The following is a 22,697-nucleotide window of genomic DNA, read 5'->3' as shown; positions in this document are numbered from 1 at the left end:
GGACTCAACAACTAGAGTTTAGTTTGGGGGTTTTGTGTAACTGGTAAAAACTCATAAAAAATTCTCAATTTTCCGGTTAACTTTCTTAGTAGCGAGTCTGATTCTTGGATTTTTTTTCGCCAATATCTGCTCTCTACTGCTTATTGTTTACACGCTTTTTCTAAATTTTGTAAATTGGCTTTCATAGCTTCAAAATAATATTGAGGATCGGTTTGTCCTGTTTCTAAAGAATCTAAAGTTTGTATGCTGATATTTAAGTCTTGCGATAGACTTTGGAGTAATTTATTATCTATCCCTGGTTCGTTGAAAAGGGCTTTAACTTGATATTTTTTGACTGTATTTACTACATTTTTGACTTCTGCTGGTGAAAGCTGCTCTTCGGGAATTTCTACAACAGCAACTTGTTGGAGATTATAACGTTTGGCTAGGTAGGGAAAGGCATCATGAAATGTGACGAAGGTGCAGTTAGGAGTTTTCTGTAAACTTTGCAGAAATTCTTGATGTAAATTTTCTAATTGTTGAATGTATAATGCTGCATTCTTTTCATAAGTAACTTGATTTTGTGGATCTGCAGCAATTAATCCATCGCGGATATTTGTGACTTGTTGTTTCGCTAAAATTGGATCTAACCAAACATGAGGATTACCACCTTCATGATCATGATCGTGGTCTTTTTCTGCTTTTGCAGTATGCACAATCGGTGAAATTGCATTTAATGGTTTAATACCTTTGCTGGTGTCAATTTGCGCTAATTTGGGGTTTTGGGCATTTTTCACTGTGGCTTCAAGAAATTCTTCTAACCCCAAACCATTTTTGACTAAAATATTGGCAGTAGCGATCGCTTTTACGTTTTCTGGTTTGGCTTGATATTCATGTACTTCTGTCCCCGGTGGAACTAAAATTTCCACATCAGCTACATCCCCAGCTACTGCTTTGGTAAACAAGTACATTGGAAAAAATGTAGTGACAATCTTGATTTTTGGTGCTTGGGCTACAGGAGAAGCTGCTGGTGCTGCTACTTGGGGTGAAGGTGCTGTGTTTCCTTCCTGTGTGTTTGATTGACTACAACCTGTATTGAGTGTTACTGTCAGTAGAGTTACGAGCGTTAACATTGATGAAAGCGGGCGTGAGGGCAGCAACCGTTGCCATAAATTTAAGCTCTCGTCGTAATGCATGTGATGATTATTACGACACCGCCCTTTACTTTGTCTGCTTCTTTTACGTCCCGTGTAGTGATCAATCACGATATTTTCTCTCCTGAAAAGGATATCTGCTGTGTCTGCGGCAAAATTTTTATTGACAATTACAGTAATCTTATACCTAATATTATAATAATTATCATTCTTGCACAATTTTTGTGTAAGCAATCACTACCTAGTTATTTGGGTGTGGTAATATTTGTGTCTCATATCGACCTAGTGAATAATAATTTTTTAACTTGTGCGATGAAAAGCACACACCTAACGCTGTTAATATATTGAGAATCTTTTGTAACAACATTCAACATGATTACTTGTTGGTACAAGTTTTCAGAATAATTAGTGTGAGGAAATAAATGCAAAAACTATTCACATATCTGCTGCTAAGTTCGGTAATTTGCACAGCTATGCTCTCCTTGGCTGATACCGCAGTTGCTGAAGAAACATCGTCAACTTCCGCTACCAGTAATCAACTAGTTGCTGTTGATCCAGAAGAGAACACCGAGGAAACGCAGCAAGCAGCGATGGCGCAAGTCACCTCAGTATCGCAACTGTCAGACGTACAAACCACAGATTGGGCTTTCCAAGCATTACAATCCTTGGTAGAGCGTTATGGTTGTATTGCCGGATACCCGAACGGCACTTATCGGGGAAATCGGGCGCTGACAAGATATGAGTTTGCTGCTGGTTTGAATGCTTGTCTTGACCGAGTTAACGAATTAATCGCCACCGGGACAGCGGATTTAGTCACAAAACAAGATTTAGCCACATTGCAGAGACTACAGGAAACCTTTGCAGCAGAACTAGCGACGTTACGGGGACGTGTAGATGCACTAGAGGGTAAAACTGCGGAGTTAGAAGCCAATCAATTTTCCACAACAACCAAACTCAACGGCGAAGCTGTGATCGCCGTAGGGGGTGTGATCAGTGGGGATACAGTTCATGGCAATAAAGTCAATCGCAATTTTGTGTTGGGAAACCGGGTGCGTCTGAACCTAGATACTAGTTTCACTGGTAAAGACTTGCTCAGAACACGACTACAAGCCACAAACCTAGACTTCTTCTCCAACACCGCAACTTTCACACCAGAAGGTGACTTCCGATTTGCATTTCCCGGTGGCAACAGAAATAATGTGGGAATAGATGCATTGTTGTATCAGTTTCCTCTAGGTGACAAAACTACCGTCACTCTAGAAGCGAACGCAGGAGCGATTGATGATTTCACCAACACCGTCAACCCTTATATAGATGGTGATGGTGGTAGTGGTGCTTTGTCTCAATTTGGCACTCGCAACCCCATTTATTACCTCGTCAATGGTGCTGGTTTAGGTATTAAACACGAGTTCAGCGGGAATCTGGAACTCAGTTTAGGATATTTATCTAACAGTGCGAATGATCCTCGTCCAGGGTCTGGTTTATTCAGCGGTGCTTATGGTGCGATCGCTCAATTAACTGTCAAACCTAGTGATAAAATCACCGTGGGTCTGACCTATATCAACGCCTACAACAATAGCTTTTTTGCTAATGGTAGCGGTGGTAGCACCAATGCTAATGATATATTGCAAGCCTCCGAGAGCAATTCCTACGGCATACAAGCATCATTCCAACCTAGCTCCAAATTTATCATTGGCGGTTGGGCAGGTTACACTAACGCTCAAGTCCTTACAGGTGTCAGGGGTAACGCTGATATTTGGAATTATGCTCTTACCCTCTCTTTCCCAGATTTAGGTAAAAAGGGCAACATTGCCGGTATTATTGTCGGCATGGAGCCTAAAGTTACTGCTGTCAGTACTTCCCTGAGAACTGCAGGTGTTGACCGAGATCCCAATACTTCATATCACATTGAAGGTTTCTACCAGTACAAGTTGAGCGACAATATCAGCATTACACCTGGCATCATCTGGATCACAGCACCAGATCATAACGATCGCAACGATAGTATCGTCAACGGTGCTTTGAGAACCACATTTACTTTTTAGAGTGTAGCTGGATTCAGATATGAATCTGCGTGTGGAGACGTTGCTTTTGCTTCCTCTCTACAAACGTTTCCGCAGAACATAAAATTATTTTGGCGCCTATTTGCCTTGACATGATACAAAAAATCCGTCATAATTCGTAGAAAATACTGAAATATAATTAATAGTTCAATATTTTTACTTAAGTATTATCACCCCAGGCATAAGTCATCAGAGAGATGTCAGCCAATAAGGGGTAAAGCAATTGTGTGAAGTTAAGTTTTAGGTTGAAAAAAAGACCAGCTTCCCACGGCTGGTCTAAAAATTTTTTTCGCGTTGTCTTCTCAATTAGAGTTAGAGCCAAATTGCTCGTTCCCAAAATGTGACGGGCAACTTTTCTTAACAATATTGTAACAGTCAACACAGTTTTTCCATCAGGATTTACCAAAAAAGATACTGAACAAAAAAATTAGCCTCTATCTTGCTGGAGAATTCCCTATTTCTGGCGATAGAAAGGGGAGAAAACTCTAGTAGAGCACGGCGTAAATAAGGCTACTATTGCAAAACTGTAAAAAGCATATAGTATATACCTCTTACTTTCAGACTAGCCTGCGGCAAGCCGCCTTTTAGGCGCCTACATCCTTCAAACTTCATCCTTCAAACTTCATCCTTCAAACTTCATCCTTGCTTCTATTCCTTGGGGTTGTCCCCAGAGGATCCGCTCTTGTTTGTAAATTGCAATTCCTGGTTTAGCGCCTTTGGGCTTGTAGACATGCTTGGGCTGAGTGTAAACTACGGGTACTTGGTCACTTTGCCGAGCGCGGCTGTAGTAAGTAGCCAAGTTAGCAGCAAACTGCAAATCAGCCGCTTCGGGAACAGCACCCGGTTCTAAACGTAACAGCACATGGCTTCCAGGAATTTCTTGAGCATGGAACCACAGGTCATAATCCCCAGCTACACGGAAGGTTAGTTGGTCATTCTGGCGGTTATTACGCCCGATGAGGACTTCAAAGCCGCTAGGGGTGCGGTAGCGATGAAAGTTGGTACTGGCGGTTTCAGAGGAACTACGGCTGCGGTATTCTGGGTCTTCTAGATATTTTTGTCCAATCAATTCTTCTCGAATTTCTTCTAAAGCTTGCAAATCTTCTACCGTTTGGTACTTGTCGATTTGAGATATCGCTGATTCGACTTGCTCTAAATAATCGATTTCTGCATTCACCTCACATAGCAGAGGTTCCACAGCTGCGCGGGCGCGTTTGAGCTTGCGGTGCTGTTTATACAAACCTTGGGCGTTTTGGACAGCGTTTTTATCTGGCTGGAGAGCGATCGCTGTGGGCTTGCCAGTATCAAAATCAGGGAGGATAATTTCTTTCATCCCCGGTTGCCAATTTTGCAGATGAGCCATCAATAAATCTGCTTTTTGGCGATAATCGTCAGCTTGGTCTGATTGTTGTAAGCGGTCTGTAAAGGTTTTCGCCTTATTTCGCAGCTTGACTAAAATGTTACTCAGTTTCTGATTCAGTTGATGTTGCAGTTGAGCAAAAAATTGTTGATTAAGCTCGTCGGTATAATAGCGATTGAGTAATTCTTGAGTGCTGGTTGCTGCTTTCAGTGCGCCCCAACCCATGACAGTGTATCCTGAAGCTGTCCAAGCAGGTTGAAACTGATTGCTCTCCAAAGCTTCTAGCCATTGTCGCCAGCCTTCAAATAGCCGTTCCCAATCTGGGGAAGTTAGAGTATCGGTGGTTGTTTCTGGTACTAAATCGGCTACTTGGATCAGGGAATCTACTAAGGCACCACTCAAACCGCTATAATTTTTGAGTAATTGCCGCTTGAGTACTCCTGGAACTAAACTCACTCTCTCTTGCCAGCGTTCTAAAGATTCACTCAAACTAGGAACAGGGCCTGTCAATTTAGGTGGTGTTTCGTATGGTTGTCCCGTTTGGATGGGTCGGACGCTCGATTGCTGCTGACTGACTTGATGGGCTGCGGTAATAATCACATTGCTGGCGTCCGTGAGGATGACATTGCTGTATTTACCCATGATTTCCACATAGACGTGATACAACGGGGTTTCTCCTGGACGACGAGCAAATTGTAAATCTATCACACGTTCCCAAGGGGCGATCGCCTCAATCCCCACCAACGCCAAACCACCCAATTGGTGTACTAGTTGTTGACTGAAGGTGAAAGTATCCGGTACTCTTGGCGGTGGATCACCGATGCAAATATGTGCAGCTTGGGGATGCCAAGATATTTGTAGCCAACCTCGTTGTTTGAGGGTACGTAGTGCCACGCTAATAGTATAGCGATCGCGCTGGTAAACCTGTTCAGTTCTTGATGGTAGCCAGTTAGCGCGGATTTCGCTACAAGCAGCAGTTAAGGTCGTAAAGTCAACTGGTTGCACAACAATTAGCCGTTGGCTCTCAAAGGTCGATGCTTAGTATAGCGCTTCTGATTTTGTCAGGTATATATCGGCTAGTTGATAAGGATGAGAGCTTAGATCTTCAGTGAGTGGGAACGGCTACATATAGCCGTTCTGATTTTAATGAAATACGTTGCTGCTAAATGAAGAGACGTTGCATGACAACGCCTCTTCAAATTGATTAACTCAGTAAAGCTGGCTCTTTGACAACTTGCTCGATGGGTTGCTCTATCGGCTGTGCTAACAGTTGGGTGTAGAGTGCTGCTAATTGATGAGCAACACCATCCCAGCTAAACTTTTCAATCACACGCTTTCTACCAGCCACGCCTAGTTTGTCTCGCCATTCTGAATTGCTGAGAATGCGATCTATAGCTTCTGCAAATGCAGGGACATCTTGTGGTGGTGCTAAAAGTCCTGTCTGTTCGGGAACTACGGTAAATTGCAGCCCACCCACATCACTCGCAATCACCGGTGTCCCACTAGCCATAGCTTCGATAGCTACGAGTCCAAAGGGTTCGTAGTGGCTGGGAACGACGCACACATCAGCTGCGGCGTAGTAGGTGGGTAGGACATCTTGACTGAGACGACCGGGTAGGCTGACAAACTCGGTTAGTCCTAATTCATTGATAATTCCCTCAATGCGATCGCGCTCATCGCCATCACTATTTCCGGGAGTACTACCACCACCAATGATCAGTTTCAAGTTTTGCGATTCAAAAAACTGCGACTCTCGCACAGCGCGGACTACGGTTTCTATCCCTTTGCGGGGGTCAAAACGCCCTACATATAAAACCAATTTTTCTTCAGGTTTAATCCCTAACTCAGTTCTTGCTGCTTCTCTTTCAGCCGAACCGAAGCGCCGAATATCGGTACCGCAGGGAATAATATCGATATTGCCTTTAGTAGAAACGAGCGATCGCATATGTTCTTGTTCTTGCGGACTCGTCGCTACAATCCTGTCTGCAGTTTCCAATACTTCTTTTTCCACAGCTAATCGCTGAGTGGCGATGAGGGGAATATTATCAATCGTGTTGTATTTGACTGCTCCTAAAGAGTGATAGGTATGAACTTGCTTGCTTCTTTGTATCTTCTTCAACTGCATTCCTACCCAGCTAGAAAGCCAATAATTGGTGTGAAATAACGGATAGGTAACGCCATTTTCTTTTTGGAATTTAAGTAAATTCTCCACAAATTCCGGCAAGTATCCAAAAAGATTGTCTCGTGGCACAAACTCGAGAGCACCAGCTTTGAAACGAATGGTTCGACAATTTTTGCTGTGTTGAACAATCGTGTCTTGCTCCGCACTTATTTTGCGGGTAAACATATCAACTTGCCATCCTAACTGCCCTAAGGCTTCACCCACCTGACGGACATAAACATTTTGCCCTCCTGCTTCTTCTTTCCCGATTTCAATCGCCGGATCACCGTGGACTGATATCAAGGCGATGCGTTTTTCAGTGGTAGAGTTCATAGTTTCTGTGTTGCTGAATGTAAAACGGTCTCAAGTGGCTCTGAGTTTGCGCCTAGCACTTTTTTATGAAGTTTTAGGAACTTTGACTAATCTTTATTTTAATTTAAAATAACAAACATTTTTTATCTATCTGCTACAAGAAATACATCTTTTGATTACGTATTTATATTTAATTTCTTTATACATAGATGGTTATATTTATATCCAATGCTCTTGATAAATTAACTTCTATTTCTTTCTATTACTGTCGCATTGACAGTCGAATAACCCGTACAAACGCAACAGTTTCTGACTATAACCATAGCCAAAATTCCGTGCTGTGTCGGTAATCTGCGATTTATAGAAAATCGTGTTTTTATTGAGGTTATCTACTCATGAATCATCATGTTATTCAATGTTTGGTTTTTTCAAACCACTCTGCAAACTTAACTCTATGAATTAGTTGATTGCTAACATCAAAAACGTAGTAATTCCCTTAAGTAACTAAATATACTAAATTTGAATCGAATACATTTTTGTTGTCTATGATACAAAATTTACATAAAGTTGCTTTTCGCTATTTAAAGTAAAAGTTTACATTGCAGTATATGAAGATTGCGGAGCAGGAACCATCACTCATAAGATTTATTGATAACTCTATCTAAAGCAAGTCTTTCTCAGCCTGAGTGTCAGTCGGTAGGATGAGTACCCCTACAGATTGAACAGGAACTATACGGTTATATGGAGAAGTAAGTTGACAACAACACTGTCAGTGACACCGCTGATCTAATGACAGCATTACGGAATCAAAATATGATTTACGACTACGGCCAAATTATCTCATCTGAATTCTTTTGCGGTCTGAGGTGTAAAGCCCGTCACTACCAACCGGAAATTTACAGATAAGCTAATGCCAATGGTGGATTTTGGCTGAAAAATCCTGACGATTTGGGATGATTGCAGATTTGATCAGGCAATTTTTTACCCATTACCTTTTGAGAGCAGGGGACTCTTAATAGGGTCGAAACTCTCTTGATGTCCTCAACTACCTGGCGACAGCTATACCTAAAACCTCGCCCCAACAAGACTTTGTGAAAACTTAAAACCCCCTCAGTCTGGCCTTGTCACTCGGCGTTTAACTAAAGGGGTCTTGTTTGTTAGCCATCTTTATACCCCCTTGTTAAGGTAGGGGTATAAAGGCAGCTTTGGGTAAAATTTACTCATGCAATGAAAATTTTTTCCAGCTGAATAATTCTACTTTGACTTCACGTTCGTGATTCCGACTGTGGAGGGAACAATTGAAAATTAAAAATCAAAAACCTTTGACTTTCAATTTTTAATTTCTCTCTCGAAGAGATTAATTAGTGGTTTGCGCGGCTAGCATTTGCTTGAGTTTTTCTAGTTCAGAAGCCCAACGGGGATCTGGACGAATCGCGTCGGAATCAGAGGTAGTCACGGTTTCGCTGCGTCCACCACCACCACCACCACGGCGAGGTTTCTTAGAGGCTTTCTCTCGCCGACCACCTTCCTTATTAGGGCTGGGGGTAGCACTACCGCCAGGATTGAGGGTAGGTTTAGGTATCTGTTCCTCACTCTCGTCAGCTTTAGTGCGAGGTAAAGCTTTTTCTAGTTTGATAGCAGTGTCTTTGAACGAGTGACCGTTATACTTTTCAATAATTTGGTCAGCTTGTTCATCATTGTTGACGGTCAGAAAACCGAAGCCACGACATTTGCCGGTTTTCCGGTCTTTAATGAGTTTGGTAGTTACAGCGTCGCCTTCTTCTGCAAAAATTGCTTGCAGTTCTTGACGATCTATTTCTTCTTTGGGTAAATTTCCTATGTATAGGCGAACGGACATGAACTATACCTCCAGAGTTGAATAAACATGGCAAAGTGAGAAAACAGTCTTTTGGCTTTGGCTTGTGAATGAATGCTATTGACCAGGAATGCCATAAACCAATTTTTTTACTCCAAACTGTCAACCTATACAATACAGTTTTTCGTCAGGATCAAGCTCGTTTAATACAAAAGCGCACAGTACGCTCGGCTCATACCACCTTAATTCTAAGATTTGTAAATCTAATAGCTCACTACCTGCCACAGTCAACGTCTTCCTCTTTGCCCCTGTTCGCAGAATAAAACACCATTCCCTACATTATCACGGTATTTTCTACGTAGCTAGTTCACTGCTGACATTTGTAGAATTAGCTTGGTTAAATCGTAGCATAAAATACATTTTTTTCTCAACGGTGGAAATTAGAAACAAAAACCAGCCTGGGGCTGGTTGATTTGCTGCTGTGTTGGGAGGAAAAAGGAAGAGATTGGCGCGTATAGGTTGGGCTTGTATCTGAGCTAGGATGCTGAGTTACACCTATTGCTAAAAATCTTGTCAACAAATGTAACATTTACTGAAGTAATTTGCAACTTTTCTTTACATTTTGGTGATTAACTGTTTTTTATCTCCTTCTCTAGTACGCCACGGCTTAAATAAAGCAACCATTACAAATCTATGAGAAGCTGAGTATACAAGTTTCTTCATTTCAGACTTCAGCCTTCAGACTTCATACTTCATACTTCAGCCTTGTTGTACTAGCCCGTGAGAAAAATGTATGCGCCCCATGCTTGAGCAGCGACGGCTAAAATCGTAGACCAGACAGGGTGGGAGCTATGGAGGATTGTACCGTTGTGAGTTTGTAAGGTTTGGATGTCAATTGCGGGTGTGGCGCCTCTTCTAAACCAACCTGTTACCATGACTTGGCGACCAATTAAATCTTGGGGGTTAATTGATTGACCTAACCAGGGAATATGATGTAATTTGACTAAACCGATGGGGGATTGGAGGATGAGGTCTTGTGCTAAAGAGTTACCGATTCCCTGACGACCGATGAGTTTGCCTACTAGACAGACGGTGATGCTATCTATGGGAATGGCGGAGGGGTTGGCTAGGAGGTTGGGTAGGCGATCGTCTGTTTGCACTGTGGTGGGTTTGATATCGGGAAACATGGAATTCATACGGATGACGATACCGATACTGAACCCAATCAATAGACAACCGGTGACAAAAGACCAATCTTCATATATCCATTGAATGTTGATGAACTTCAGGGTAAAGGCGATTTTCCAACTCAACCAAATCAAACCTGCGAAGAAAAAACCTAGGGGAATGCCCAACCAGGGAGCGATTTGTAATAGAAAGGATTGATGTCTACTTTTGCATGGTTGTTCATTAATTAAGTGTAGCTCTGGGTCTATGTGCCAGTGACGAGCTATTTGGTTGAGGCGTTGGATGCGATCGCCGATTAAAGGATGAGTATTATTGATGGTGAGCCAGTGGCGATAGGGGTTATAACTTTCCCACATCAAGATTGATTCAAAGGAAATATGACCGGCGATGCTACCTAGGGAGATGCTCTGTTTGTATCCTACTGGCGAGAGTAGATTTAAGCTTTCTAACTCCCCACTCGTATGCTCTTGTTTGGCGACATCATGAGCAATACCTAAAGCGATTTTTAGTAAGGCGCGAGTTAGGGCGCTGGGATTCCCGGTAACTTCCGAGGCAAAGCGATCGCTATAATAAAGCCGCAGCTTAGATAAAAATAAGGCCGTACCACTCAACAAACACCAAATCCCATAAGCCGCGCTAGATACTACTACATACAGCCAAGACCACATTTTTTGCTTGGAGTCTCCCCACTCGGACATTTGCTCATATATCTTATAGATAGGTAGCGTTACCAGCAGCACTAGAGACATGAGGATAAAATCTCTATGCACAATATGTGCAATTTGGGTGGCGTAGATCACCGCAATTTCATCATCTGCTAACTGGTCTAACAATCCCTGACTGACAACAATCCGGGCATGGCGAGGGAGATTACCATAGGTGAAAGCAACTGGCGCGCCTATAGGTAGAATCCGCAATTTCGGTAAAGGCCAGCCCCGCTGCTGACAACAACGCTGTAACACCCGCATGGTTTCCCGACTCCGCCCGGTGAGGATTTCTTTAGACAAAGACTTTTGTCCATAAAATTGTGATAAAAGTCGATCTAGTAACCAAGGTGAAAATGCGATCGCCAAAAATAATCCGATCAACAAAACTGGAGTCGGGTCGGAATAAAAAAGCTGTATTGGTTCTACATAAGGTGTTCGCAGTAAAACGTGGTTGACGGATCCCATTGCCAATTTGAGTAGTTCTCGCAGCACCCAAAATAAAGCAATAAATGTGGCTGCTGCCAGTAACTGCAAAGGGAATAATTTAAACTTTTGTAAAGGCTGCCAAACTCTAGCTCTGGCGGCTTGTCGCCAATAAATGCTGGGTTTAGCTAGGGGACGGAAAAAATTTCCTTTGACTAAACCAGATGGCGCTTCTTCTATGGTATGTTTAGGAGTGTCTGTATGTGAAATTACTAAATTCCTGTAGTTTGTAGTTAAATTGGGCGTAATTTGACTACCACCTACTGAGACTGTAGACAAAGCACTAGCACCTCTAGTTTGTGGTAGTTGCTCTGGAACTGGTGCAGCTTTTGATGGCGAATTATCAAAAGCGACAAACCCAGTTTCATCATTTTGAGGAGATTTTTTGGATCGTTTTTGATGCTTAAGCAAGTGTTCAAGAGCACGTTTCGCCCAATCTTGAACTTGGAGATTATGACTGCTAACCAGAGTTTCACACAGAGCGATCGCTTTGGTGAGTTTACCGATACGAGCATAAGCCATAACTAAGCCAACCCGGGCTTGCAAACTAGCAGTATCATTCTGACTATGAGCCACAGGTTGTAATTGAGCGATCGCTATTTGGTAATTTCCCTGCTTGAGGGCGACTAAACCAGCCTCCAAAGACGATTCAGTGTGTGAAGGCATACGAATATCAGCACTCCCATCTGTTCATAACTTAGTCAGTGATGAAGGTTGAATTTTGAAAGTCAATGACTTGCAAAACTAAATTTTCATAATTCATCCTTCATCATTCATACTTCATCCTGTGACTGGTGGCTGACCGGAAAATACTGGAGCTGTAGCACTTAATTTTAAATTTGGATGATCGCCTTCTAACCGTTGACAATTCCATTCATTGCGGAATAACAACACCGGGCGTCCCATACTGTCTTTAACTGTAGTGGTGTTGAATATACGTCCCACCTGATTCAAAGCTTCCCAACCACCTTCCACCCAACGGGCGACGCTATAAGGTAAAACTTCTAATAAGGTTTCGACGCCATACTCATTTTGCAGGCGAAACTGTACCACCTCAAATTGCAACTGACCCACCGCAGCCAAAATTGGGTCGCGCTTGGCTTCATCATTAGAATACATAATTTGCACAGCTCCCTCTTCCCGCAATTCGGAGATTCCCTTTTGAAATTGCTTAAATTTCGAGGGGTTGGGGTTTCTGAGAATTGCAAACAGTTCTGGTGAAAAATAAGGAATTCCCTCATATTCCAACTTTTGACCTGTATAAATTGTGTCGCCAATCGCAAAAACACCAGGATTATTCAAACCAATCACATCGCCAGGATAAGCGACATCAATCGATTCTCGTTCTTGGGCGAAAAGTTTTTGCGGACGAGACAAACGGACAACCTTACCAGTCCGCGCATGATTAACCGTCATATCCTTTTCAAACTTACCAGTGCAGACCCGGACAAAGGCGACGCGATCGCGGTGTTTAGGATCCATATTCGCCTGGAGTTTGAAAACAAAGCCTGAGAACTCTGGATAAGTAGGAGGAAGTTCACCCACACTGCTGTTGTGTATACCTGGTTTCAAAGCGTAATCAAGGAAATATTTGAGGAATAACTCTACCCCAAAGTTGGTCATAGCGCTACCAAAAAACACAGGCGTCATTCTTCCTTGATGGACTAAATCCAAATCTAGTTCCTCTCCCACCCCTTCTAATAGTTCTATATCGTTTTTCAGTTGGTGATACAGATCTTGTTCTAAAAGTTCCTCAATTTTGGCATCACCTAGATTGACTATAGTATCGCGGGCTTCTCGACTACCGTGGGCGCTACGTTCAAACAGATGGATTTGTTGTTGATGACGATCATACACACCTTTAAAGCGATCGCCCATGCCAATCGGCCAATTCACCGCATAAGTCTGTAATCCCAACTCCTGCTCAATTTCATCCAACAACTCTAGAGGTTCCCTTCCCGGACGGTCAAGCTTATTCACAAATGTGAAAATGGGAATTCCCCGCATTTTACACACTTCAAACAGCTTCCTAGTTTGTGGTTCCAAACCCTTAGCCACATCAATTAACATTACCGCATTATCTGCTGCCGCTAAAGTGCGGTAAGTATCTTCACTGAAATCTTGGTGTCCGGGAGTATCTAACAAATTAATCTGACAATTTTCGTAGGCAAATTGTAATACAGTAGAAGTGATAGAAATACCCCGTTGTTGTTCCATCGCCATCCAGTCAGAAGTAGCCTTACGCTGTGCTCGCCGCGCCTTCACCGCCCCCGCTTCATGAATTGCGCCCCCGTAAAGTAGTAGCTTTTCTGTCAGCGTAGTTTTCCCAGCATCAGGGTGAGAAATAATCGCAAAATTGCGACGCAGTTCCACCGCTTCATGCAAATCAGACTGTAGATCAGTTGACATAAGTGTAATTGTCTGGTTTTTAATTAACTTAACTTAATTTTTTGCGACTCTAGGGAGTCTTTTAATCTTAAGACAACGATGCGCGTGATAGGGTCGTAATATCACCAACTATGGAAGGCAAGAGCCAACCCAAATGTACAACACATACGACCCCGACAAACGCAGGCTGTTATCTGCTTTAGCTCACGGAGCGATTTTTTTCAGCACCACCCTAGTGTCTGTAGGCTTACCCGTAGCGATACTGTTTACCAGTGATGATCCTATTGTCAAAGAAAACGCCAAAGAATCAATTAATTTTCACTTTAATGTTTGGTTTTATGGCGCGATTCTGGGAGGACTGTTTTTCTTATTAGGTTGGTTAGTATTACCGCTATTGCTGCTAGGGCCGCTGGCAGGTTTAGGATATATATTGCACTGGGGACTGACAATTTGGGCTTTAACCCACGTTTTCCGTAATCCAGAAACACCCTTTCGCTATCCATTCATTTTCCGAGTTTTCTAATTTTCATTTCGGGAATGGGGAATAGGGGCAAAAAGGAGAAATAACACATAAATCTTCACCTTTCGCCCCTTACCTCCCACAAATAATTAATCACCAAATCAATTTACAAAAATTTTTAAACTCGTTTTGTTCGCAGCCTGTCAGATGGGTGTCACCCAAGCTGTACAATACAAAATTGCCCCACAGCTTCATCAACAGTAGGGCAAATGACAGTTAAGCACTGTTGGTAGTCTGTCTGACAAAAACTCGGTTTCAGCCAGTTTTTGTGACGCTTTATCTTGTGTCCATTTGCGTTGTTATTCTTGATAAAACTTTATGTTTCCAACTCATCGCCCACGCCGTCTGCGTACTCATCCTCAACTGCGCCGGATGGTACGGGAAACTGTTCTCTCAACGAGTGATTTAATCTACCCTCTGTTTGCTGTACCGGGTGAAGGTATTGCTAAGGAAGTTAAATCTATGCCTGGAGTCTATCAGCTTTCGGTAGACAAAATTGTCGAGGAAGCGAAAGAAGTTTATGACTTAGGAATTCCCGCAATTATTCTCTTTGGAATTCCGGAAGATAAAGACACTGACGCTACCGGTGCTTGGCATGATTGCGGTATTGTGCAAAAAGCAGCAACTGCAGTCAAAACAGCAGTACCAGATTTGATTGTCGTCGCCGATACCTGCTTGTGTGAATATACCAGTCATGGTCATTGTGGTTATCTGCAAACTGGCGATTTAACAGGACGGGTTTTAAATGACCCCACCCTAGAATTATTGAAGAAAACAGCCGTTTCTCAAGCGAAAGCAGGTGCAGATATCATCGCCCCTTCAGGGATGATGGATGGCTTTGTACACGCAATTCGCACAGGTTTAGATGAAGCCGGATTCCAAGATACACCGATTTTGTCTTATGCGGCTAAGTATGCTTCAGCTTATTATGGGCCTTTCCGCGACGCAGCCGACTCAACGCCGCAATTTGGCGACAGAAGAACTTACCAAATGGATCCAGGTAACGCCCGCGAAGCCATTAAAGAAATTGACCTCGACATCGCAGAAGGCGCTGATATGCTAATGGTCAAGCCGGCTTTGGCGTATATGGATATTATTTGGCGTGTGAAGGAAGCGAGTAATTTGCCTGTTGCTGCATACAATGTTTCTGGTGAGTATTCAATGATTAAAGCTGCGGCTTTAAATGGTTGGATTGATGAACAACGGGTAGTGATGGAAACTTTAACTGGTTTTAAACGCGCTGGCGCTGATTTGATTTTGACTTATCATGCTAAAGATGCGGCGCGTTGGTTAGGGTAAATTGCTGTGTTCAAGGGTGCGAAAATCTCACGCAAAGGCGCAACAAAAACAGAGTTTTTGCTTTGTGTTTTTGGCGTTTGAGCGTGAGATTTATGTTGAATTTTGTGAGCAATCATGATTAAGAGTCCGCTACGTTATCCTGGTGGTAAGTCTAGGGCAATTAACCAAATAGCGGCTTGTTTACCAGATAGTTTCTCGGAGTTTCGAGAACCTTTTGTCGGTGGCGGTTCTGTGTTTATATATTTAAAGCAAATATTTCCGGATTTAAAAATCTGGATTAATGATTTAAATCGGGAATTGTTTCTATTTTGGCAATGTGCTCAATCCCGTTTACCTCAGCTAGTGGAGGCAATTCGTGGAATTAAAGATAATTCTACAAATGGTAGGTTGTTATTTCAGGATTTAACAAATTTAGATACAACCAGTTTATCAGATTTTGAGAGAGCAGTGCGCTTTTTTGTGCTGAATAGAATTACTTTTTCGGGGACTGTAGAATCTGGAGGTTTTTCTGAGCAAGCTTTTCAGCAACGCTTCACTTATTCGTCAATAGAACGGCTGGAGAAATTAGAAAAAATTTTGACAGCAGATGTGAAGATTACGAATTTAGATTATAGTGAACTACTAGAAGTAGATGGAAATGATGTATTGATATTTTTAGATCCTCCTTACTTTGCTGCTACAAAATCTAGATTATACGGTAAAGATGGTGATTTACATACATCTTTTGAACATCAAAGATTTGCTGAATTAATGAACAAATGCTCTCACAAATGGTTAATAACTTATGATGATTCTTTGGTAATTCGAGAAAACTTTGCTGACTCTCATCTTTGGCAGTGGGAATTGCAGTATGGCATGAATAACTACAAACAAAGTAGTGCTGCTAAAGGTAAAGAATTATTGATTACGAACTATTAACAAAGAATTTCATCCGTCTGGGGTTAGATGTTTGCAGTCGAGAGTGCAGATTTTCTCCCAAATTATACAGAAATCAGGTGTGGTTTAGTTTGCGAGAGTTAAAGGCGATCGCTGATAAAATAGTCATAGTTAATAACTTTTTTGATAAATAAACACGTTCTAAATTGTGCTAAGGGAGCATGAAATATGGATATGCAAGTCCTAAGAGAGCGTGCCAAGTTAAGCCGTGCAGAGGTAGCCTTCAGGCTTGCAATCAGTGAAACCAGTGTTCGCAATTGGGAAGCAGGGCGTACTGAACCGACGATGACGCCAAAAAAATATTTAGAAGCTTTGCGATTGTTTAAATGTACACCGGAAGAATTGGCGACAGCTAGCGAAAAATCAATTAATCAAAGGCACAAACGCAAACCAGGAAGACCAAAGCGTTTTCCTGAAAATCAGATAACTCAGACAGTTATATCTTAATATTGATTGTCAACGCAGAGTTACGCAAAGCTGAACGCGGAGAGAAGTCGGAGCGGCGGCTTCCGCCGTTAGCGCAGCGGTAGCGAGTCCGCGAGCGTCTCTGAACTTCGGTGGGTACGCAGAGATTTTTTCAAAATTATTCCTGATCGCCAAAAATGATTAGGCGCATCTGGATCAAGATTTGGTGTCACCTAGCAAAATTTTGTGTTGCGCTATGAAAATTTGACATTAATACCGCAAAGTCAATGCAATGCGCTGATGAATGGCTAGGGCTTCATCGTCAACAATCGCAATCTTTCCTCCCTTAGCCAAGACAACTTCTATGATCTCATCAACGGCATCATCGATTACCTCCGTACCACCCGGTTGAGCCACTAACTCAAACTTACCGTCTTCAGTCAAGATTGCTGGTTCATGGTAGTTTTTTTCGACCAAAAGCAATTTACCTCGTCCTTCATGTGCTAATCGCCAAGCTTCTCCAATCGTAGAAACCACATCTTGAGCACTCATCGCCGCATCCAACGCCTGGAGCGCATCAACTTGTTGCGCCTCCCGAACGGACTGCACAATTGACCACACGCCAGGAGTCAGGTCATGAATCGTCGCTCTGTCAAAATTGCCACTCAGACTACCTGCAATTGCTTGAGCATCACGCGCAACCTCTTGGAAGAAAGATACTTGTCTATCCACACCTCCCACAACCAATGGTAGTGATTCATTATGATGTTGATAAAACATCAATGCGCTGTGTACTTGCTGAAAAAATCTCCGATACCTGTCGTCTCGATAGCTAGAATCACTGTCGTAGGGAAGCGGCGCCGTGGCTCCAGGGCCGGTCATTGGCATAGGAAAGTTGTCATCATCAACTTCCTCCAGGGTTTCTCCCGTTCCCGCTAATAAGCGCGTAGATCCCTGACTTAAGAGCAAAACCCAATAGCGCAACGCCCGATGCATTCCATAAACCAAATCTCGTGTGGCGAAGGTTTGATCAATCACAACCCGCGCGGGTACAGGAAAAGGTAGGTAATAAAGCTTGGCAAAGTCATGACTGATGTATAGCGCCAACCCATTGAGTGTGTGGCGGTAGTCAATTTCACTCACGAGGGTTTCAAGTCGCTGTCGTAATGGTGCTAACTCACGAGTAGTAAATTCTGCAGCCAGACGCGTTGTGGCCTCATCTACTAAATTTTTCACTAAAATCGGATCTTGTTTGTTATCGGGTGATGTCCGATGAGTCGGTAACAGGATGGAGAGTGCCGGCACATGGTTCAAAGATTGCAACCGCTCGATATCTTGACGAGTAATCATGAATATCTCCGATCGATTTTTAGTCGCCACTAAACTGCTTTAAATGTTAAAGGCACAACCACTGGTGCTCCCTCTACCCAAAAAAGGAAAGCGATTTTTTTGCGTAGATAGGCGACAATGAAGTAAATATTTTTGTTCATCTACCTAAGTGAGAGTTTGCTCTCAAGTGCGAGATTGGTGCGTCGTCCCCCCGTCACCAAAATCATGGTTCACAGTTTCTTTAAAAAAGAGTGGCTTTTACACGGCAGAATAGCAATAGGGCATCAGGGCACAGACGAGGGAAAAAGCAAATCCCCATTCCTAATCTCAAGTAGTGCGATCGCTCACGGTATTTGCCACGGTGGCGCGATAAGATTCTAAAACAATAATCGTAACTAAAGGTTTAAATGGCAGAAACTCTATTTTTCAACGCCCTGCGGGAAGCCATTGACGAAGAAATGGCCCGTGATTCCAGTGTATTTGTGCTTGGTGAAGACGTGGGACACTACGGTGGTTCCTACAAAGTCACCAAAGATTTATACAAAAAGTATGGTGAACTGCGAATTTTAGATACACCAATTGCCGAAAACAGCTTTACTGGTATGGCTGTAGGCGCCGCTATGACTGGCTTAAGACCCATCATTGAAGGAATGAACATGGGCTTTTTGCTGCTGGCTTTTAACCAAATAGCCAACAACGCGGGGATGCTGCGCTACACTTCCGGCGGTAATTTTAAAATTCCTATGGTGATTCGGGGGCCTGGGGGTGTGGGACGCCAACTAGGGGCGGAACATTCGCAGCGGTTAGAAACATACTTCCAAGCCGTTCCTGGGTTAAAGATTGTCGCTTGCTCTACAGCGTACAATGCCAAAGGATTGCTGAAATCTGCCATCCGCGATGACAATCCTGTGTTGTTCTTTGAGCATGTTTTGCTTTATAACTTAAAAGAAGATTTACCAGAACAAGAATATTTACTGCCTCTGGATAAAGCCGAGGTTGTGCGTCGCGGTAAAGATGTCACAATCCTGACCTACTCTAGAATGCGACATCATGTAATGCAAGCGGTGAAAACTCTGGAAAAATCAGGTTATGACCCAGAAGTGATTGATTTAATTTCACTTAAACCTTTAGATTTTGAAACCATTGGTGCATCTATCCGCAAAACCCATCGCGTCATTATTGTAGAAGAAGCGATGCGGACTGGGGGAATTGCCGCTGAAGTCATTGCATCAATTAACGATCGCTTATTTGATGAATTAGATGCGCCGGTGCTGCGTCTCTCTTCTCAAGATATTCCCACACCTTACAACGGTAATCTAGAACGGTTGACCATTGTGCAGCCAGAACAAATCGTCGAAGCTGTAGAAAAAATGGTAGCTTCACGAGTTTAAAGGATAGGGAATGGGGCATAGAGAATGGGTAAGAAAGCTAACTCTAATCGATTCTATGCTTCATTCCTCACCGATTTTGTCGCCAATTAGCGATCGCAATTGATTCAGTTTTTAACGAAATTCTCTCTTTTGGCTTCTTGGCGGCGTTCTGCTAACAAATCTTCAGCTAAACTGACACCTGTTGGTAAATGTGAAAAACGCGCCTTGAGCCTGTGCTTAATCAGTTCTGGTTTTTCCAGAACGAGTCGCCCTGCTTCTAAGCGGACAATCACGACATCACCTGTTTCCCAGCCAAGCGATCGCCTTAGAGGTGCAGGAATCACCAAGCGACCTTGAGCACCCAAATGAACTTCTGCGTACGCGGGTAATTCAGACATGCTAGCGATTTTAGTGCCATGTAATTACTATACATGCCATGGGTAATTAATAGCTGGCAACATGTTGTCGTCTAAAAATTATCAAAAGCTCAAAATTCGCGGGTACAGGGATTACCGGTGAAAGAGCGGTGATTACAGGTAAATTTACACCGCAACAAGCTCATGACCTCAGTGTGCAACTACGCGGTGGCGCATTACCAATACCCGTAAAAATAACAGTGATTAAACCCCAATCATAACTCTTGAAAAGAGCGCTATTATAGCCTTTGTCAGTTGCTCTTTTACGGTATGCAAAGACAGCGATCGCTATTAGCCTTGATTTTAGTTCTGGTAGTCGCCGCCATTGCGGTAATTGCCACAATTCCCATACCCCTGGGACTAGATTTGCGGGGGGGTACACAGCTCACAATTGAGGTGTTAACCACACCAGAAATCAAGCAAATCACCCAACGCGAATTGGAAGCTGTGCAAAAAGTCGTGGAGGGTCGGATTAACGGCCTGGGCGTTTCTGAGCCAGTGATTCAAATAGTACAGAATACCAACAAAATTCTTGTACAACTACCAGGCGTCAACGATCCACAGCAAGCAGAACGGGTGTTAGGGGGTACAGCGCAATTAGAATTCCGCACCCAAAAACCGAATACAGAAATTCCTCTACGTGCTTTTGAAGCTTCCAGAAACGAACTCAAAGCCAAGCAAGCAGAATTAAGGAAGTCTGAGGACACAGCGGTTATTGCGAAAAATCAAGAAGAGTTACAAAAAAATAACGAAGCGATCGCCGACTTATTTGAAAGCACCAACCCACCACTGACAGGACAATTTCTCCAAGATGCCTACGGTGAACCTACCCAAGGCAGTAATAATTGGAATATCGGCCTACGCTTCAATGAAAAGGGTGGCGAACTGTTTGCAGGGTTAACCAAAAACCTCGCCGGCACTGGGCGCAGCATCGGTATTTTCGTAGACAATGAACTCAAGAGCGCTCCCAGCGTACCCCCGGAATTTGCAGCTACAGGAATTACTGGTGGTCGGGCTGTGATTACAGGTAGATTTACAGCCCAAGAAGCCAACGATTTAGGGGTACAGCTACGAGGTGGAGCATTACCAGTACCTGTAAAAATCGCGGAAATTCGCACCGTGGGCGCCACCTTGGGTAAAGACAGTATTCAAAGCAGTATTTATGCTGGTATCGGTGGTCTAATTTTAGTCTTGATATTTATGGTAGTCTACTATCGATTACCAGGGTTGATAGCTGATATTGCCCTCCTCGTCTACGCTTTACTGACATGGGCTAGCTTTGCATTACTGAGTGTAACGCTCACATTACCAGGAATCGCCGGCTTCATTCTCAGTATCGGTATGGCCGTTGATGCTAACGTGCTGATTTTTGAACGGACACGGGAAGAACTGCAAGCAGGCAAAACCTTATATCGTTCCGTAGAGTCTGGGTTTTATCGCGCCTTCTCTAGTATTTTAGACGGTAACGTCACCACAGTTATTGCCTGCGCTGCCTTGTTCTGGCTAGGATCTGGTTTAGTCAAAGGCTTTGCCTTGACCTTGGCTTTAGGCGTAGCAGTGAGTATGTTCACCGCCATCACCTGTAGTCGCACCTTCATGTTTTTGGCAATTTCTACACCCGCACTGCGGAAACCAGAACTTTTTTGTCCGAACCTGCCAGGATCAAATAAGGCAGAGGTGGCTAGATGAAATTAAGTATTAACAAATCGCGATCGCTTTGGTGGGCTATTTCTGCGGCTATTACCCTCGCAGGTCTAGCCTCCATGCTGATTTCTTGGCAAAATCCCCAAATTAACGCTCCTCTGCGTCCTAGTTTGGATTTTGTCGGTGGGACAAGATTGCAGTTAGAACGAGACTGCTCCAAACCCGGTAACTGCGACAAGCCAATAGATATCAATCTAGTCCGGGAAGTCGCTAAAACACAGGGATTAGGTGATAGCAGCATCCAAATTGTTGCAGACAAAGACACAAAAGCCGAAAATGGCATCTTAATTCGCACCAAAAAATTAGACGTAGAGCAACGCATCAAGTTACAAAATGCTCTGAGTGAAAAAATTGGTGCCTTCGACGCTCGCAAAAATCAACTCGACGATGTTAGTCCTACCCTAGGGCGAGAATTGTTCACCTCTGGAGTGATTGCGCTGATTGTCTCCTTTTTAGGTATTGTCGTCTACTTGACTTTTCGCTTTCAATTAGACTACGCCATATTTGCGATCGTCGCGTTGTTTCATGATGTGTTGATCACCGCCGGCATTTTTTCTATTCTCGGTATAGTGCTGGGTATTGAAGTAGACAGCCTGTTTATCGTTGCACTATTGACAATTACAGGTTTTTCTGTTAATGATACCGTAGTAATTTACGATCGCATCCGCGAAACTTTACAAGTCAATCCCAATCGCCCGATTGCTGACATTGTTGACGATGCCGTTAACCAAACCCTAGGAAGGTCAATCAACACCACCTTCACCACCTTGTTGACCTTATTCGCCATCTTTTTGTTTGGTGGTGAAACACTGAAAAACTTTGCCCTCGCTCTAATTATCGGTTTTACAATGGGCGCTTATTCCAGTATTTTCATCGCCAGCACACTCCTAACCTTCTGGCGAGAACGCACCGGTCAAGCTCCAGCCATAGCTGCAGAAACAATTGATACATCTGCTGATGGTTAGGGAATGGGGGACGGGGAGGTGGGGAGATGGGGAGTGTGGGGAGATGGGTAAACTTTCTCTTGTTCTCATCCCTAATCGCTAATTCCTCATCCCTCATCCCTAATCCCTAACCTCTCATCCCTAAGCCCTCAAATTTATTATC

16 protein-coding genes and 1 pseudogene are annotated in these 22,697 nt (G+C 43.3%); 9 read left to right on the top strand and 8 right to left on the bottom strand.

Annotation, left to right across the window (positions count from 1 at the left end; genetic code table 11):
- Positions 1–140 precede the first annotated feature (140 nt).
- Positions 141–1,112 (bottom strand): metal ABC transporter substrate-binding protein, encoded by a 972-nt coding sequence (locus MIC7126_RS0102510; RefSeq protein ID WP_017651544.1) that lies wholly within the window; start codon positions 1,110–1,112, stop codon positions 141–143.
- A 443-nt stretch (positions 1,113–1,555) separates the two neighbouring features.
- On the opposite strand from MIC7126_RS0102510, the gene MIC7126_RS0102505 reads away from it, so the two are divergent.
- A complete protein-coding gene (locus MIC7126_RS0102505) occupies positions 1,556–3,178 on the top strand; it encodes an iron uptake porin (protein WP_017651543.1) in 1,623 nt (540 codons plus the stop codon).
- Positions 3,179–3,818: 640 nt separating this feature from the next.
- Here the strand turns inward: MIC7126_RS0102505 and MIC7126_RS0102495 are convergent.
- The 5 genes from MIC7126_RS0102495 to MIC7126_RS0102475 form a co-directional block, all read right to left on the bottom strand.
- Positions 3,819–5,561 (bottom strand): Rqc2 family fibronectin-binding protein, encoded by a 1,743-nt coding sequence (locus MIC7126_RS0102495; protein WP_017651541.1) that lies wholly within the window; start codon positions 5,559–5,561, stop codon positions 3,819–3,821.
- Between the two features lie 199 nt (positions 5,562–5,760).
- Complete coding sequence (locus MIC7126_RS0102490; protein WP_017651540.1) at positions 5,761–7,050, bottom strand: glycosyltransferase family 4 protein; 1,290 nt, start codon at positions 7,048–7,050, stop codon at positions 5,761–5,763.
- A gap of 1,336 nt (positions 7,051–8,386) precedes the next feature.
- Positions 8,387–8,887, bottom strand: a complete 501-nt coding sequence (locus tag MIC7126_RS0102485; RefSeq protein WP_017651539.1) for an RNA recognition motif domain-containing protein — start codon at positions 8,885–8,887, stop codon at positions 8,387–8,389.
- A 731-nt stretch (positions 8,888–9,618) separates the two neighbouring features.
- Positions 9,619–11,889: a zinc metalloprotease HtpX gene (locus MIC7126_RS0102480; RefSeq protein WP_017651538.1), complete on the bottom strand. Its 2,271-nt coding sequence runs from the start codon at positions 11,887–11,889 to the stop codon at positions 9,619–9,621.
- 114 nt (positions 11,890–12,003) lie between these two features.
- Positions 12,004–13,632: a peptide chain release factor 3 gene (locus tag MIC7126_RS0102475; protein ID WP_017651537.1), complete on the bottom strand. Its 1,629-nt coding sequence runs from the start codon at positions 13,630–13,632 to the stop codon at positions 12,004–12,006.
- Between the two features lie 133 nt (positions 13,633–13,765).
- Between MIC7126_RS0102475 and MIC7126_RS0102470 the strand changes: the two genes are divergently transcribed.
- The 4 genes from MIC7126_RS0102470 to MIC7126_RS0102450 all read left to right on the top strand — a co-directional run bounded on the left by MIC7126_RS0102470 (position 13,766) and on the right by MIC7126_RS0102450 (position 16,813).
- Positions 13,766–14,134, top strand: a complete 369-nt coding sequence (locus MIC7126_RS0102470) for a DUF4870 domain-containing protein (RefSeq protein ID WP_017651536.1) — start codon at positions 13,766–13,768, stop codon at positions 14,132–14,134.
- Positions 14,135–14,449: 315 nt separating this feature from the next.
- Positions 14,450–15,430 carry a porphobilinogen synthase gene (gene hemB, locus MIC7126_RS0102465; RefSeq protein ID WP_026099972.1) on the top strand — a complete coding sequence of 327 codons (981 nt, stop codon included), beginning with the start codon at positions 14,450–14,452 and terminating at the stop codon, positions 15,428–15,430.
- Positions 15,431–15,544: 114 nt separating this feature from the next.
- Positions 15,545–16,348 carry a DNA adenine methylase gene (locus MIC7126_RS27040; protein ID WP_017651534.1) on the top strand — a complete coding sequence of 268 codons (804 nt, stop codon included), beginning with the start codon at positions 15,545–15,547 and terminating at the stop codon, positions 16,346–16,348.
- A 186-nt stretch (positions 16,349–16,534) separates the two neighbouring features.
- Positions 16,535–16,813 (top strand): helix-turn-helix domain-containing protein, encoded by a 279-nt coding sequence (locus MIC7126_RS0102450; RefSeq protein WP_017651533.1) that lies wholly within the window; start codon positions 16,535–16,537, stop codon positions 16,811–16,813.
- A 228-nt stretch (positions 16,814–17,041) separates the two neighbouring features.
- On the opposite strand, the gene MIC7126_RS0102445 is transcribed toward MIC7126_RS0102450, so the two are convergent.
- Positions 17,042–18,121 carry an AOC03_06830 family ribosome hibernation factor gene (locus MIC7126_RS0102445; RefSeq protein ID WP_017651532.1) on the bottom strand — a complete coding sequence of 360 codons (1,080 nt, stop codon included), beginning with the start codon at positions 18,119–18,121 and terminating at the stop codon, positions 17,042–17,044.
- A 386-nt stretch (positions 18,122–18,507) separates the two neighbouring features.
- On the opposite strand from MIC7126_RS0102445, the gene MIC7126_RS0102435 reads away from it, so the two are divergent.
- The gene (locus MIC7126_RS0102435) at positions 18,508–19,491 is read left to right on the top strand and encodes an alpha-ketoacid dehydrogenase subunit beta (protein ID WP_017651530.1); all 984 of its coding nucleotides are present in this window, start codon (positions 18,508–18,510) and stop codon (positions 19,489–19,491) included.
- Positions 19,492–19,595: 104 nt separating this feature from the next.
- On the opposite strand, the gene MIC7126_RS0102430 is transcribed toward MIC7126_RS0102435, so the two are convergent.
- Positions 19,596–19,868, bottom strand: coding sequence for an AbrB/MazE/SpoVT family DNA-binding domain-containing protein (locus MIC7126_RS0102430; protein WP_017651529.1), 273 nt, complete (start codon positions 19,866–19,868; stop codon positions 19,596–19,598).
- A gap of 92 nt (positions 19,869–19,960) precedes the next feature.
- Here MIC7126_RS0102430 and MIC7126_RS32375 point away from each other — a divergent pair.
- From MIC7126_RS32375 to secF, 3 genes and pseudogenes are all read left to right on the top strand, one after another.
- A pseudogene (locus MIC7126_RS32375) lies at positions 19,961–20,095 on the top strand (SecDF P1 head subdomain-containing protein); the annotation flags it as partial.
- Positions 20,096–20,156: 61 nt separating this feature from the next.
- Positions 20,157–21,575 carry a protein translocase subunit SecD gene (secD, locus tag MIC7126_RS0102420; RefSeq protein ID WP_017651527.1) on the top strand — a complete coding sequence of 473 codons (1,419 nt, stop codon included), beginning with the start codon at positions 20,157–20,159 and terminating at the stop codon, positions 21,573–21,575.
- Positions 21,572–22,555, top strand: coding sequence for a protein translocase subunit SecF (gene secF / locus MIC7126_RS0102415; RefSeq protein ID WP_017651526.1), 984 nt, complete (start codon positions 21,572–21,574; stop codon positions 22,553–22,555). Before secD ends, secF begins: the two co-directional genes overlap by 4 nt.
- The last annotated feature ends 142 nt before the right edge of the window (positions 22,556–22,697 follow it).

The organism is Fortiea contorta PCC 7126, from assembly GCF_000332295.1.
In the GTDB taxonomy this organism is placed as follows: Bacteria; Cyanobacteriota; Cyanobacteriia; order Cyanobacteriales; family Nostocaceae; genus Fortiea; species Fortiea contorta.
The sequence above is the reverse complement of the archived record's forward strand: the minus strand, read 5'-3'. Positions and strand labels throughout refer to the sequence as shown.

What these genes read in the sequence shown, in the direction of transcription:
- MIC7126_RS0102510 (WP_017651544.1), bottom strand. Translation starts at nt 1,112, where the DNA reads ATGTTAACGCTCGTAACTCTACTGACAGTAACACTCAATACAGGTTGT.
- MIC7126_RS0102505 (WP_017651543.1), top strand. Translation starts at nt 1,556, where the DNA reads ATGCAAAAACTATTCACATATCTGCTGCTAAGTTCGGTAATTTGCACA.
- MIC7126_RS0102490 (WP_017651540.1), bottom strand. Translation starts at nt 7,050, where the DNA reads ATGAACTCTACCACTGAAAAACGCATCGCCTTGATATCAGTCCACGGT.
- MIC7126_RS0102485 (WP_017651539.1), bottom strand. Translation starts at nt 8,887, where the DNA reads ATGTCCGTTCGCCTATACATAGGAAATTTACCCAAAGAAGAAATAGAT.
- MIC7126_RS0102480 (WP_017651538.1), bottom strand. Translation starts at nt 11,889, where the DNA reads ATGCCTTCACACACTGAATCGTCTTTGGAGGCTGGTTTAGTCGCCCTC.
- MIC7126_RS0102475 (WP_017651537.1), bottom strand. Translation starts at nt 13,632, where the DNA reads ATGTCAACTGATCTACAGTCTGATTTGCATGAAGCGGTGGAACTGCGT.
- MIC7126_RS0102470 (WP_017651536.1), top strand. Translation starts at nt 13,766, where the DNA reads ATGTACAACACATACGACCCCGACAAACGCAGGCTGTTATCTGCTTTA.
- hemB (WP_026099972.1), top strand. Translation starts at nt 14,450, where the DNA reads ATGTTTCCAACTCATCGCCCACGCCGTCTGCGTACTCATCCTCAACTG.
- MIC7126_RS27040 (WP_017651534.1), top strand. Translation starts at nt 15,545, where the DNA reads ATGATTAAGAGTCCGCTACGTTATCCTGGTGGTAAGTCTAGGGCAATT.
- MIC7126_RS0102450 (WP_017651533.1), top strand. Translation starts at nt 16,535, where the DNA reads ATGGATATGCAAGTCCTAAGAGAGCGTGCCAAGTTAAGCCGTGCAGAG.
- MIC7126_RS0102445 (WP_017651532.1), bottom strand. Translation starts at nt 18,121, where the DNA reads ATGATTACTCGTCAAGATATCGAGCGGTTGCAATCTTTGAACCATGTG.
- MIC7126_RS0102435 (WP_017651530.1), top strand. Translation starts at nt 18,508, where the DNA reads ATGGCAGAAACTCTATTTTTCAACGCCCTGCGGGAAGCCATTGACGAA.
- MIC7126_RS0102430 (WP_017651529.1), bottom strand. Translation starts at nt 19,868, where the DNA reads ATGTCTGAATTACCCGCGTACGCAGAAGTTCATTTGGGTGCTCAAGGT.
- secD (WP_017651527.1), top strand. Translation starts at nt 20,157, where the DNA reads ATGCAAAGACAGCGATCGCTATTAGCCTTGATTTTAGTTCTGGTAGTC.
- secF (WP_017651526.1), top strand. Translation starts at nt 21,572, where the DNA reads ATGAAATTAAGTATTAACAAATCGCGATCGCTTTGGTGGGCTATTTCT.